9 protein-coding genes are annotated in these 12,684 nt (G+C 69.9%); 3 read left to right on the top strand and 6 right to left on the bottom strand.

Translation table 11 applies throughout. The annotated features are described in order from the left end of the window. Positions 1 to 180: 180 nt before the first annotated feature. Both F573_RS0105835 and F573_RS0105830 read right to left on the bottom strand, forming a co-directional pair. Positions 181 to 1,764 (bottom strand): DNA mismatch repair protein MutS, encoded by a 1,584-nt coding sequence (locus F573_RS0105835; protein WP_019021807.1) that lies wholly within the window; start codon positions 1,762 to 1,764, stop codon positions 181 to 183. 303 nt (positions 1,765 to 2,067) lie between these two features. Continuing rightward, a complete protein-coding gene (locus F573_RS0105830) occupies positions 2,068 to 3,237 on the bottom strand; it encodes an aldo/keto reductase (protein ID WP_019021806.1) in 1,170 nt (389 codons plus the stop codon). 219 nt (positions 3,238 to 3,456) lie between these two features. On the opposite strand from F573_RS0105830, the gene F573_RS0105825 reads away from it, so the two are divergent. Continuing rightward, complete coding sequence (locus F573_RS0105825; RefSeq protein WP_019021805.1) at positions 3,457 to 4,548, top strand: SEL1-like repeat protein; 1,092 nt, start codon at positions 3,457 to 3,459, stop codon at positions 4,546 to 4,548. 156 nt (positions 4,549 to 4,704) lie between these two features. Next, complete coding sequence (locus F573_RS0105820; RefSeq protein ID WP_019021804.1) at positions 4,705 to 7,050, top strand: helicase-related protein; 2,346 nt, start codon at positions 4,705 to 4,707, stop codon at positions 7,048 to 7,050. On the opposite strand, the gene F573_RS0105815 is transcribed toward F573_RS0105820, so the two are convergent. The 3 genes from F573_RS0105815 to F573_RS0105805 are packed head-to-tail and all read right to left on the bottom strand — an operon-like array spanning position 7,047 to position 11,700. Continuing rightward, positions 7,047 to 8,273: an acetoin utilization protein AcuC gene (locus F573_RS0105815; RefSeq protein ID WP_019021803.1), complete on the bottom strand. Its 1,227-nt coding sequence runs from the start codon at positions 8,271 to 8,273 to the stop codon at positions 7,047 to 7,049. The genes F573_RS0105820 and F573_RS0105815 overlap by 4 nt on opposite strands. Then, positions 8,270 to 10,834 (bottom strand): VWA domain-containing protein, encoded by a 2,565-nt coding sequence (locus F573_RS0105810; protein ID WP_019021802.1) that lies wholly within the window; start codon positions 10,832 to 10,834, stop codon positions 8,270 to 8,272. Before F573_RS0105810 ends, F573_RS0105815 begins: the two co-directional genes overlap by 4 nt. After that, positions 10,831 to 11,700: a CbbQ/NirQ/NorQ/GpvN family protein gene (locus F573_RS0105805; protein ID WP_018870305.1), complete on the bottom strand. Its 870-nt coding sequence runs from the start codon at positions 11,698 to 11,700 to the stop codon at positions 10,831 to 10,833. Before F573_RS0105805 ends, F573_RS0105810 begins: the two co-directional genes overlap by 4 nt. A gap of 168 nt (positions 11,701 to 11,868) precedes the next feature. On the opposite strand from F573_RS0105805, the gene F573_RS0105800 reads away from it, so the two are divergent. After that, entirely contained in the window at positions 11,869 to 12,186 is a 318-nt protein-coding gene (locus tag F573_RS0105800) for a hypothetical protein (protein ID WP_018870306.1), read from the top strand. A 110-nt stretch (positions 12,187 to 12,296) separates the two neighbouring features. Here the strand turns inward: F573_RS0105800 and F573_RS0105795 are convergent, their stop codons facing one another. Next, positions 12,297 to 12,683, bottom strand: a complete 387-nt coding sequence (locus tag F573_RS0105795) for a hypothetical protein (protein WP_019021801.1) — start codon at positions 12,681 to 12,683, stop codon at positions 12,297 to 12,299. Between the last annotated feature and the right edge of the window lies 1 nt (position 12,684).

Here is a 12,684-nt window from a genome sequence, read left to right as displayed (position 1 = left end):
CCTCGCAATGACAGGAAACAACCCGCAGGGCCCCGCGATGACAGGAAGCAACCCGCGGGGCCCCGCAAGCGCGAAAGACAACTGGCGTGGCCTCGCGATGACGGGACGCAACCAGCACCGTCATCGCGAGGCGCGCAGCGCCGTGGCGATCTCCGGGGGCGGCCCCGGCGGAGCCGATCGTCAGTCGGATTCGGCGCCGGCCTGAGCGGTGGGCAGCTCGGCGAAGTGCTGGCGCGCGCGCGCCACCAGGTCCCCCGGCAACCCTTCCTTCTCCGCGATGGTCAGACCGAAGGACACCCCCGGCTCGCCGATCAGCAGGCGGTAGGTGGGCGACAGGGTATCCGGGTCGAACTGCATGGAGGCGTTGAGGATGCCCGCCTGCTGAGCGGCATAGTCCTTCAGCGGTGCCAGGTGGGTGTTGACGATCCCGCGGGTGCCGCGCGCGCGCAGCTCGTCCAGCATCGCCATCGCCAGCGCCGCGCCCTCGTCCGGGTCGGTCCCGGTCCCCAGTTCGTCCAGCAGGATCAGGCTCTCCGGACCCGCGTTGTCCAGGATGCGCTTGAGCACCGCCACGTGCCCGGCGAACGTCGACAGGTGGTGCAGCAGGCTCTGGTTGTCGCCCACGTCCACCATCACCTGGTCGAAACGGCCGATGCGGCAGTCCTGCTCGGCGGGGATGTGCAGCCCGCACCAGGCCATGGTCACCAGCAGGCCGAGAGTCTTCAGCGCGACCGTCTTGCCACCGGTGTTGGGGCCTGTGATCAGCAGCAGCGGCTGCTCGTCGTCCAGACGGATGGACAGCGGCACCGGCTGCGGCCCGTTGCCCTCGGCGAACTGCAGCAGCAACAGCGGATGATAGGCCTCGTCCAGTTCCACCCCGGGACGGTCTTCCAGGGCCGGGGCGTGGGCGTTCATCTGCGCGGAGAGCTGCGCGGCGGCCGAGGCCAGGTCGATCCAGGTCAGCGCCGTCAGCATCAGATCCAGCGGCTCGCCGTATTCGCGCACAGTGTCGGTCAGTTCGCGCAGCAGCCGCTGCTGCTCATTGTTGATCTGGCCGTTCACGGTATCCAGCTGGTTGTTCAGCGGCACCGCCTCGATCGGCTCGATGATGTGATCGCGCCCGCCCATCGCGGTACCCCGGCGCACGCCCTTGACCGCGCCGGCGGCATCGCCGCGCAGCACCATCACCGCACGCTCCTGGTGCCACTGGACCTTCAGCGCGTCTTCGCCGGTCTGCGCCACGTCCGACTGGTTCAGGCGCTTTTGCACCACCGTCTCGACCTCGCCGCGCAGCCGGTTGCGCTCGCCGAAGGCCTGCACCAGCGATTCGCTGGCATCCTCGCGCAAGGACCCGCCGGGGTTCAGGCAGGCGGACAGGCGCTGCTCCAGCGCCTCCGGCGGGTACAGCTTGTTCAGGTCCGCGGGGTAGATCTCCGGGGTATCCTCCAGCTGATCCGCCAGCTCGCGCGCATGGCGCATGATGGTCTGCAGGTTGTGCAGCGCCTGCACCGGCAGCGCGGAACCCGGATTGCCGGCCTGGCGCAGCGCCGCGCGCACGTCCGGCAGCTGCCCCAGACGCGGCAGCGTGCCCGCATCCAGACGCTGGCGGGCCACGGTCACCGCCTTCTGCAGCGCGCGCGCCGCCTCCAGGTTGGGGGCGGGCTCCAGTCCGCGCGCGGCATCGGCACCGTAGGGCGTGGCGGTCAGGCGTTCCAGCAGGCGCTGGATCGCGGGAAATTCGAGGGCCTTCAGATCAACCTGCATGGGCTTGGACCTTGTGGATGTCGTTTCTTCACGGCGTTTGTTCGAACCCCCGTCATTGCGTGGTTCTTCAACCCCCCGTCATTGCGAGGTTCTTCACCCCCCCGTCATTGCGAGGAGCGCAGCGACGAAGCAATCTCCTCGAGCTTGCAGAGCGCGTGCAATCGAGACTCCGGTGGTTCCGGATGGAGATTGCTTCGTCGCCTGCGGCTCCTCGCAATGACGGGGGGCGCCATGACGGGGGCCGGATGGTTCGCAATGACGCCGGGTGGATGGTTCGCCATCACGGGAGATGGCGGTCCGGTGCTAATCCTCCTCGGCCTTCTTGAACATGCCGAGGTAGGCCTTCTTGTCCAGCATCCGCTCGCGCATCACCGCCAGCATGTCGTCCAGATGCTCCGGCGTGCTCATGCCCACCAGCGAGGTTCCCAGACCCGGCGTCGAGCGATTGAACTGCATCGCGCGCTGCGCCGGATTGGCCAGCCCCGCCAGCTCCTTCTCCACCACTTCCACCGACTGCTGCGCCAGGTGGCCCTTGAGCATGGTGTGCGAGGCCATCATGTAGATCTCCAGCTGATGCGCCGCCTGCAGCGGGCTGGCCACGTTGCCCTGCCCGGTGGCCGTATTGAAGCGCGTGAAGCCTTCCAGCATCACCTGATTGAACGGCAGCATCGCCAGCTTGAAATGATCGCGCGCGAAATCGTCGCCGGTCACGGTCTGCGCCGCTCGCTGAGCCAGCCCCTGGATCGAGGTCAGCGACTGGAACACCGCGGCGTCGGTCTCCTCGCGAAAGCCCTCGAAGGTCGAGATCCCGTAGGCGCGGATCTTCTTGTCGCGCACCGCACGCTCCAGCATCTCGAACACCGGCTCCAGCTTCCAGTTGGTGCGTTCCTTGCCGATCTCGTGGATGTGCACCTCCGGCTGGTCGATGATGAACGCATCCAGGGTCTCCACACCCATCAGCGAGCGCGACAGCTCCATCTGGTAGTGGATATATTCCGGCGTCAGCAGATGCGCGCCCTTGGCCAGGTCCTCCTTCGTGCCCATGCCCGGGGCCTCGATCTCGCGCTGGAACCAGGCGTCCATGTCGTCCGGCTGACCGCCGCGCAGGGTCAGGAAGCCCCCCTTGGAGATCAGGAACATCGCCTCGCGCGGGACCCCGGCCTCCAGCGCCGTGCGCACGCCCGCGCCCACGGCCGCCAGCGAGCGGCCATAGCGGTAATGCGCGGAGGTGTCCACCACGTTGATGCCCTCGGCCAGCCCGCGGGCCACGATCGCGGAGATGGCCGCGTCCACCTCGGCGGTGGCCGCCCCGCCAAAGGTGCCGATGCCCAGACTGGACAGGCGCATCCGCGCGCGCGAGAACTCGCTGTAATGGCCCTCGGCCGCACGCCCGTCGGCGAGGAACGACTCGGCGTACTTGCGCGTCGCCTTGGCGTTGGCGTAGCCGGGAATCAGTTTCTGCGAAGCTTCCATATTCCTCTCTCGAACCGCCGCAACTGGGGCAACCGCCGGATCCTGGTCCTCCGGCGCATCGCATCGGGAATGCGAATCCTAGGGAAACACCGCTCGATGTGCACGTTTCCCTCGACAGACGGAGGGTGCCCGACCTGCGTCCCCCCCGATCGTTTGCGGCCAGCCCCGGAATGCTGCGAAGCTGGCGGCCCCATCGTGCCGCCCGGAATACCGCCCGAGATGACCGCCCCCGAAGACCCCGAACACGCCCCGCAGACGGGCGTCGAACCGCAAGACGAAGCCGGCTTCGAGGCCCTGGAACGCGGCGACTTTGCCGAAGCTCACCGAATCTGGAGTGAACGCGCCGACGGACCGCATGCCGGCGCCCATCTTGGCCTGGGCGTGCTGTACGCCAGCGGCCTGGGCGTCGAATCGGACGTGCAGCGGGCCCGCGAGCACTGGAAACGCGCAGCCGAGCTGGGCCTGCCGGATGCCTGCTTCAACCTCGGCCTGCTGGCCGAACAGGGGGTCGCCGAGGGTGATCCCGCGGAGGAGGCCGAGACCTGGTATCGCCGCGCGGCGCAGGCCGGTCACGCGAACGCCCAGTACAACCTGGGCGTTCTGCGCTTCGCCAGCGAAGTCACCCCGGAAGCCGCCGCGGAGGCCGTCGCCTGGTGGGAGAAAGCCGCCGAACAGGGCGATCCCGATGCCCTGAACAGTCTGGGGGTGGCATACGAAACCGGCCGCGGCTTCGATGCCGACCCCGCCGAAGCCGGCCGGCTGTACGCACGGGCCGCCGGCGCCGGTCATGCCGGGGCGGCCTGCAACCTCGCCCGGCTGCTGGAACAGGGCCACGGCGTGATCGCCGATCTGGCCGAGGCCGTACGCTGGTACCGCCAGGCCGCGGAGGACGGCGACGGCGAGGCCGCCGCCCGCCTCGGCAACCTGTACCGCGACGGCAAGGGAGTGGAATGCGATCCGGCGCAGGCGGCGCACTGGTATCGCGTCGCCGCCGATGACGGCCATCCCGCGGCGCGTACCAACCTGGGCGTGCTGCTGGACCGCGGTCACGGGATCGCCCGGGACCAGCGCGAGGCCGCCCACTGGTACCGGCTGGCGGCCCGCCAGGGGCAGATGCAGGCGCAGTACAACCTGGGCATCTTCCTGGCCGAAGGCCATGGCGTGGAACAGGATCCGGTCGAGGCCTGGGTATGGTTCTCGCGCGCGGCCGACCAGGGACACCCCTCGGCCGCCGACGCCCGCGACTATGTCCACCAGCACCTGTCACTGGAGCAGCAGCAGGACGCCCTGGCCCGCAAGTCGCGTGAGTGACCGCCATCGGACGCCGGAGCGGCGTTTCCCCGGACCCGGCCTCAGCCGACCCAGGCCCCGCCCACCGTCAGACTGAGCGCCAGGCCCGCCACCGCACGCCTGGCGGGCTTGATCGGCCCGTCGCTGTGTGGACACTTCGCCCGCATGAGCGAAGAAATGCCCATCGACGCCCTGCACGGGGACTTTGCCGCGGCGCTGGCCGCCGGTCCGGTGGTGGTATCGGCGGCGACCGGTTCGGGCAAGTCGACGCGCCTGCCGGTGTGGGCGCGGGAACAGGGGCGCGTGCTGGTGGTGGAACCCCGCCGAGTGGCGGCCACCAGCCTGGGGCACTGGGTGGCCGGCCTGCTCGGCGGAAAGCCGGGGCGCGAGGCGGGCTTCGCCGTGCGCGGCGAGGTGCGCTGCGATCGCGACACGCAGATCGTATTCGCCACCCCCGGGATGGCCCTGCAATGGCTGGCGCACCACGGCCTCGCGGATTTCGCGGTGGTGGTCCTCGACGAGTTCCACGAACGCCGCTGGGACACCGACCTGCTCTACGCCCTGCTGACCGAGACCGGACGCCACCGCCTGGTGATCACCTCGGCCACCATCGACGGCGCGCGCCTCGCCCGCGATCTCGGCGGCACCTGTCTCGAGAGCCCCGGCCGTTCCTGGCCGGTCGCGCTGGAACACCTCGCCGCGGACCCGCAGGCGATGCCCCATGCGAAGGACCTGGCCACGCGCGTGGCCGAAGGCGTACGCACCGCACTCGCTCGCACCGACGGCGATGTCCTCGCCTTCCTGCCCGGGCGCGGCGAGATCGCCGCGGCGGCCCGGACCCTGAAGGACGAGCCGGTGGCCTGCATCGAGCTGCACGCCGGCGCCAGCGCCGAGGCGCAGCGCCATGCCCTGCAGCCGGGGCAGGAACGCCGGGTGATCCTCGCCACCAACGTCGCCGAGAGCTCGGTGACCGTGCCCGGGGTCACCGCCGTGGTCGACAGCGGTCTGGAGCGCCGTACCGGACGGCGCAACGGCCGCACCGTACTCGCGCTGCAGGCGATCGCCGCCGACAGCGCGGAGCAGCGCCGCGGGCGCGCGGGCCGCACCGCGCCGGGGCTGTGCCTGCGCCTGTGGGGGCGCAATGCCCCGCTGGCCGCGAACACCCCGCCGGAGCTGCAGCGCGAGGACCTCACCGAACCCGTGCTGGCAGCCGCCTGCTGCGACCGCCCGGCGGGCGAACTCGCATTCCCCGATCCCCCGCGCGAGGAGGCCCTGGAGCGCGCCGAAAACCGGTTGCGGGCGATGCACGCGATCGACGCGGATGGCCGCGCCACCGCGCACGGCCGACGCCTGTTCGCGCTGCCGGTGGACACCGCGCTGGCCCATCTGGTGCTGGCCATGCCGGATGCGGCCACGGCCGCGTTCATGGCCGATCTCGCCGGCGCCCTCGGCAGCCGCCGCGCGGTCGCGGTGCCGCCCGACGACGAACGCGAACGGCAGGAGGCTGTCGCCGCCCTCGGCCGGGCCTGTGATGCGACGCTGCGGGTCGCCGCGGTGCGCGGCCACGCACCCGACGGGGTTCGCATACGCCGGGAGGAACGCCGCGAGGCGCGCCATCTGGCCCGTCAGGTGCGCGAGCTGGCCGGCCTGCCCGCCCGGGAATCGCAGCAGGAGCCGGAGTCCGAATCTCTCGCGGCCACCGCGCCGCGGGCCCTGACCGCCGCGGTCGCCGCCGCCCCCGAGCTGGCCTTCGTCCGCCGCGAGCGCCGCCGCTTCGCGCTGGGCAACGGCGGCGAGGAGGCGGAAATCGGTCGCGATTCGCTGCTGGCCGAGGATGCCGAGGCGGCCGTGGTGTTCGACAGCCACAGCCTGCCCGGCAAGGGCACCCGCGACACCCGCACCATCGCCACGGTGCTCGCGCCGCTGGAGCCCGATGCCCTGATCGACGCGGGGGTGGCCACGCCGGCCATCGCCGATCCCGAATGGTCCGCCGACGGACTGGTGGTCCGCCGCGACTGGTGGCACGCCGGGCGCGTACTGCGCAGCGACCGCACCCGCCCCGCAGGCGCCGCGGCACGCGAGGCACTGGCCGCGCTGATCCTGGAGGACCAGCTGCTCGCCTCCGCCGGCTCGCGCCTGCGCGACGACCTGGACGCCTGGGCGCTGTATCTCGCACTGGGCTTCGAGCAGGGCGAGGTCCCGGACGCCCGTGACTGGCTGGCCCGTCGCCTGCAGACCCTGGGCGTGGAATCGGATGAGGACGTGGCCCTGCTGGAACCGGAGGATCTCGCGTTCGACGGCGTGCCCGAGTGGGAACGCGAACGCTTCGATCGCCGCTATCCGCGCGAGGTGCGGCTCTCGGGCCTGCACATGCGCATCCATTACGACGTCGCCCGCCGTACCGTCACCGCGGAGAAGATCGACGGCAACCGCCGCGACGACCCGAAGCGCTGGGAACTGCCCGCCTGGCAGGGCTGGCACGTTCGCTTCCAGCGCGCCAGCCGCGTGGTCGACGTGCGCTAGGAAAGCACCAGCAGGGGATGGGTCGCGAACAGCCGCTCCAGGCGCTGTTCCAGTTCGGCGCGCACCGGGCCGCTGCGGTCCGCGTCGAGGCGGGATACGAACAGGTTGTCGTACCACTCCTCTTCCTCGTCCATGTCCCAGTCGACCTCGCGCAGCAGGGCCTGGCCCGCCTCGGGTAGCCGGGCGGGCAGCTCGCGACCGCTTAGCTGCGCCCACACGCCGGTCCAGCAGCGGGCCAGGGCCAGCGGGTGGTAACCACCGCCCCCGAGCACCAGCAGCTTCGGCGTGCCGTCGCCGTGGCGGGGGCTGGTCTCGATCACGTCGTCGATGCAGGCGAGGAAGTACTGGGTGGAGATGCCGAACTTGCCCAGCGGGTCCGGCAGCAGCGCATCGGTGCCGGCCTGCACGACCACGTAATCCGGCTGCCACCGGGTACGCGCCGCCTCCCAGATGCGGCTGAAGGCGCTGTGGAATTCCGTGTCGTTGGTCTCTTTCGGCAGCGGCAGGTTGACCGCGTTGCCCAGCCGGCCGGTGTCCTCGATGCGCCCGCCCTGGAACGGATAGCCGTATTCGGTATCCATGTGCAGGGACACGGTAAGCACGTCCGGGTCGTCGGCGAATGCCGCCTCCACACCGTCGCCATGGTGGGCGTCGATATCCAGGTACAGCACCCGTTTTCCGGCCTGGCGCAGGCGCATGATGCCCAGGGCGCAGTCGTTGAAGTAGCAGAAGCCGCGCGCCTGGTCGGGGGCGGCGTGATGCATGCCCCCGGCCGGATTGAAGGCCATGCCGCCCTCCAGCACGACCTCGGCACCCTGGATGGAACCATAGGTGGCCGTGGCCGGGGTAGAGAAGAAGCCGGCGAAGAACGGGTTCTCGAAGTTGCCGATGTTGTGGCGATCGCGGTAACGCTGGAACACCTTGCCCAGCGCCTCGGCGCGCTGCATCGCGGCCACATACTCGCGGGTGTGCAGCCATTCCAGCTCGGCCGGCTGCGCGCGGCGGGTGACCGCCATCTCCGCCGGCGTGATCGCGTCATAGGCCTCGATCAGGTCGATGGTCAGCGACACCCGCGGGATGCCGAGCGGATGGTTGTCGCCGTAGCTGTGCCCGCGATAGCGCGGGGCGTGCAGCAGCGTCGCGTGGCGGCGCGCCGGACCGGATGCGGCGTCCGGGGCAGCGACGGGGGCGGCTTCGGGGGCGGCTTCGGGGGTGGCATTCACTGGTGGCGCAGCCTCAGGTAGATCTCGGGCAGACGGCGCGGCAGCTCGTCCACGTGGTCGATGATGGTGTAGTGGCCGGGGCCGAAGATCGCCGGCAGGTATTCCGAGCCGGATGGGTCCAGGGTGACGCAGAACGGGTGCACGCCGGCGTCCACCGCCTCTTTCATGGCCATGCGCGTGTCCTCGTGCAGGTAGCGCTGATCGCCGCCGTCGTCGTAGTCGGCCGGGCGGCCGTCGGACAGGATCAGCAGCAGGCGGCGCTGGGCCGAGCTGCGCCGGAAGGCCTCCAGCGAGTGGCGAATGCCCGCGCCCATGCGCGAGGCCAGGCGCCCGGAGACCCCGGCGATGCGGTTGCGCACGGTGGCGCTCAGGTCTTCGTTGAAGTCCTTCAGCCAGTAATAGTTGACCTGATCGCGCTGTTTGGAGGCGAACCCGGCGAGCGCACAGGGATCGCCGACCCGGTCGATGGCCTCGGCGAACAGCATCATGCCCTCGCGCACGCGGTCGACGATCTTGCCCTGCCCGCCCGGATGACGCGCCATGATGGAGGTCGACATGTCCGCCAGCATCAGCACCGAGGTGTCGCGGTGCTGCACCGCGCGACGGCGGTAGATGAAGGCCTTGGGCGACAGCCCCGCCTTCTTGTCGGCGACATAATCGATCACTGCCTCGGTATCCAGCTCGTCGCCGTCCATCTGTTTGCGCAGCGGCGCCGGGCGCATCGGGCGCTGCATCTCCAGACCCCGGGTCAGGCGCTTCAGGGTGTCGGCATGCCGGGTGAGGATCTCCGCCGCGCGGTCGGGCTCTTCGTCGTCCAGCACGCGCTCGTAGAGGTTGACCCAGTCGGAGATGTAGCGCTGCTCGCGGTAGTCCCACTCGGGGTACAGGATGCCGTCCTTCTTCGGCGTGTACGGCGCCGCGCGCTTGGCCACCTGGGCCGGCTGCGGGATCCCGGTGCCGATCCGCCCGCCGGTGCCGGAGGTCTCCTGCTGCGGGGTCTGGATGTCCGCGTCCGGGTCCTTCTGTGCGTCCTCCGGGGCCTGCTGCGGCTGCTCTTCCTGCTTCTCGTGCTCGAACTTGTGCTCGTCGTGCGCCTCGTGGTCGCGGAAGTCCGCCAGCTCGCCGTTACGCTCGCGCTGGGGATAGACCGGCAGCGCCGCGTTCAACGACAGCCCGGGCAGGTAGGCCTCGGCGCGTTCCTCGATGGTGATCTCGGGAAAGGCCCCGTCGGCAAACAGCTCCTCGGCCACCTCCCAGGCGGTCACCACGTCGGCATCGGGCGCCAGCATGCGCGCGAGCCGCGGATCCTCCGGCTCGCGCCCCTCCAGCAACGCCCGATGCGCCCGCAGGGCGAAATCGAAATACGTGCCGGCCGGTTCGGCCGGGCGTTCGTACGCCTCGGCCAGCCGCACCAGCCGTTCGAGAAAGCGCGGGATGCGCGGCGCGACCCGGGCGTTCACCCGCAGGTCCTCGGCCAGGTCGAACAGGATCTGGAAACGGAACATGCGCTCGCCGAAGGCGGCGAACAGCGGCCGCCAGGTGATGCGCGAGCGGTCGTCCAGCGGCGGGTGCTCGCTGCCCGCGCGCTCGAACAGGCGCTCCACGCGGGACAGGGCGTAGGTGTCGTAGGCCAGATGGGCGGCGGCGTGCTGGGTGGCCACCAGGGCCTCCTCGCGCGAGTCCATCACCGCCGGCATGAACAGCCGCCGGCCGTCGGTCTCCAGCATCGGCCGGCCCTCGCCGGGCTTCCAGCTGGAATCCGCCAGCGGGATGTCGGCGTCCAGCCAGGCCAGCATCACCAGCCGCAGGAAGCGTCCGTGCATGCGCGGACGGAACCCCGGCAGCGCGTCCAGCAGCAGCTTCAGGCTCTCGTCGCTCTCCAGGCGGAAATACGCCTCGCCGCGCGAGCGCCCGGCCTTCAGCAGGTCGGCCCCGCGCCGCGCCCAGGACAGCAGACCACCATCGCCGACCAGGTTGCGCGCGATCGGCGCCCCTTCGAGGTAGCAGTCCAGGGTCAGGCCGCGCTCGTCGAACAGGGTCTCGGCCGGGTCGATCAGGGCCCGCAGCCCCTCGATGCCGCGACCGGCCGCGAGCTTGTCGAAATCGGTCTCGAAATAGGCCCGCGCGTCCGGCAGGCTGCGCTCGCACCAGCGCAGACCGGTCGCGTACCACTCGCGCTCGCCGTCCTCGCCCCAGGCGGCGAACACCCGGTCGGCCTGGCTCATGAACCCCTCGAGCGCATCGGCCGAATTCACCCAGCGGGCGAATTCGGCGGCCTGTGCACGCCACGGCTCCACGCCGCCGACGTGTTCGGCCATCCGCGCGGAATGCCGCATGAAGCTCTTGCCGGCCTCGCGGTCATGGAAGAACAGGTCGCGCGCGGTCTCGATCCAGCGCCGGGCGGGACCGGCACCGAACTCGCGGATCGCCGGCAGGGCCTCCTTCGCGTCGCGGTGGGCGACGAAGCTCATGTCCTCGAGGTGCTGCAGGATCTCCTCGATCTCGACGAGATCCTCGGCCTCGGTGTTCGCGCCCCCGTCGTTGCGGGCCTGCTCGCTCACGCGGCTTCCGACTCGGGGAAGTGGGCGTCGAAGATCTCCTCCAGCGCCTGGATCAGCTCGGGGTCATCGGTGATCGGCGCGATCATCGCGGCGCGGCACGCCACCCGCGGGCTCAGGCCCGCCTGCATCAGCTCGCCGGCATAGGCCAGCGCACGGGTGGAGGTCGCCTCTTCCAGCCCGTGGTCCTTCAGCGCGCGCGCCTTGCGCCCGGCGGCCACCAGCTTCTCCACCCGGTCGGCGTCCAGGCCGCCGGATTCCTTGGCGACGATCTCGCGCTCGACCTCTTCCGAGGGGTAATCGAAGTGGATGCCGACGAAGCGCTGCTTGGTGGACGGCTTCAGGTCCTTCAGCACGGTCTGGTAGCCGGGGTTGTAGGAGATCACCAGCATGAAGTCCTCGTGCGCATCGATGATCTGCGACTTCTTGTCCAGCGGCAGCTGGCGGCGGTGGTCGGTCAGCGGGTGGATGACCACGGTGGTGTCGGTGCGCGCCTCGACGATCTCGTCGAGGTAGCAGATCGCCCCCTCCTTGACCGAGCGGGTCAGCGGCCCGTCCTGCCAGACGGTCTCCTCGCCCTCGAGCAGGAAACGCCCGACCAGATCCGAGCTGGTGAGGTCCTCGTGGCAGGACACCGTGACCAGCGGCTGGCCGATGGTATGCGCGACATGTTCCAGAAACCGGGTCTTGCCGCAGCCGGTCGGCCCCTTGAGCATCACCGGAAGGCGCTTGGCATAGGCCGCCCGGAAGATCTCGACCTCGTCGGCCTGGGGCTTGTAGAAGGGCGCGCCGCCCTGGCTGCCATCCTGGCCGGGCTTGTCGATGACGTCGCGTTCCACTCCGCGCATGCGGTTGATCAGGTTCTTCATGCTGGCTCCTGTAGGCCGCCTGGTATGTCGCGTCGCATGACGATTCCGGGCACATTCCCGGGGGGGCGCACCCCGGAATCGTCATCGCGCGGGGATTGTTGTATGATTTCGGGTTTGATTATACCCAACCAGTTCACTCGGATTCAGCGCGTAAATAGAGGACCCGCAATGAAACTTGTCAAACTCGTCAAGCTGAACAACCTGCAGTACAACCCGAATCGCGACCCGGAAGTGTACCGTCGCCCGGTGAACGAGGAATTCCGCCTGCAGGCCATGCTGAACGGCTCGGGCACCGCGCAGTGCCGCTTCACCGTGGAGGGCGAGACCCTCTGCGAAAGCAGCGTGTCCCTGCCCGGCAGCTTCGACTGCAAGTTCAGCTACGACACTGCGGGGACCCGCATGGGTGACCTGGAGATCGAGGGCAACGGCGAGACCTACCACCAGAAGATCCGGATCGACGTCCTCGAGCACGCCTGGATCGGCTGAAGGCCGCGCCATTCGCCGCTCCGCGGCACACGCGGACCGACGAAGCGAAAAGGCCCCGCGGCTTGAGCCCGGGGCCTTTTCTGTTGGGGCCTTTCTTTCTGACGGGGCACTCAGCCCCAGTCGTACATGCGGATGAACTCGGGGAGCTTTTCGACCATCTCGTCCCGGTCGAAGAAGCGATCCGCGCGCGCCAGGCGCATCTCGTCACGAATGTCCGCATCCCCGCCGAAACAGAACACCGGCAGGTTGATCTGGTATTCCATGCGCAGAGTGCGGATCACGTCCAGCGGATCGAAGGCCTCGATCTCGTCCAGATCCAGCAGCAGGAAGCGATACAGCAGGACCTCGTTCCAGTCTCCCAGACCCTCCAGATCGGTGGTCGCCTCCATGTGCCAGTCGTCGGGCAACGGCGCCCGCAGGCGCTCGGTCATCTCGCCGTCCCGGCTCATCAGGATCATGCGCTTTTCCAGACGGCGCTGGATCGTCGGTTCGGCCATC

It is taken from the genome of Thioalkalivibrio sp. ALE23 (assembly GCF_000378545.1).
Taxonomy (GTDB): Bacteria; Pseudomonadota; Gammaproteobacteria; order Ectothiorhodospirales; family Ectothiorhodospiraceae; genus Thioalkalivibrio.
The sequence above is the reverse complement of the archived record's forward strand: the minus strand, read 5'-3'. Positions and strand labels throughout refer to the sequence as shown.

Coding starts and splice junctions, on each gene's coding strand:
- F573_RS0105835 (WP_019021807.1), bottom strand. CDS start 1,764: ATGCAGGTTGATCTGAAGGCCCTCGAATTTCCCGCGATCCAGCGCCTG.
- F573_RS0105830 (WP_019021806.1), bottom strand. CDS start 3,237: ATGGAAGCTTCGCAGAAACTGATTCCCGGCTACGCCAACGCCAAGGCG.
- F573_RS0105825 (WP_019021805.1), top strand. CDS start 3,457: ATGACCGCCCCCGAAGACCCCGAACACGCCCCGCAGACGGGCGTCGAA.
- F573_RS0105800 (WP_018870306.1), top strand. CDS start 11,869: ATGAAACTTGTCAAACTCGTCAAGCTGAACAACCTGCAGTACAACCCG.
- F573_RS0105795 (WP_019021801.1), bottom strand. CDS start 12,683: ATGGCCGAACCGACGATCCAGCGCCGTCTGGAAAAGCGCATGATCCTG.
- F573_RS0105820 (WP_019021804.1), top strand. CDS start 4,705: ATGCCCATCGACGCCCTGCACGGGGACTTTGCCGCGGCGCTGGCCGCC.
- F573_RS0105805 (WP_018870305.1), bottom strand. CDS start 11,700: ATGAAGAACCTGATCAACCGCATGCGCGGAGTGGAACGCGACGTCATC.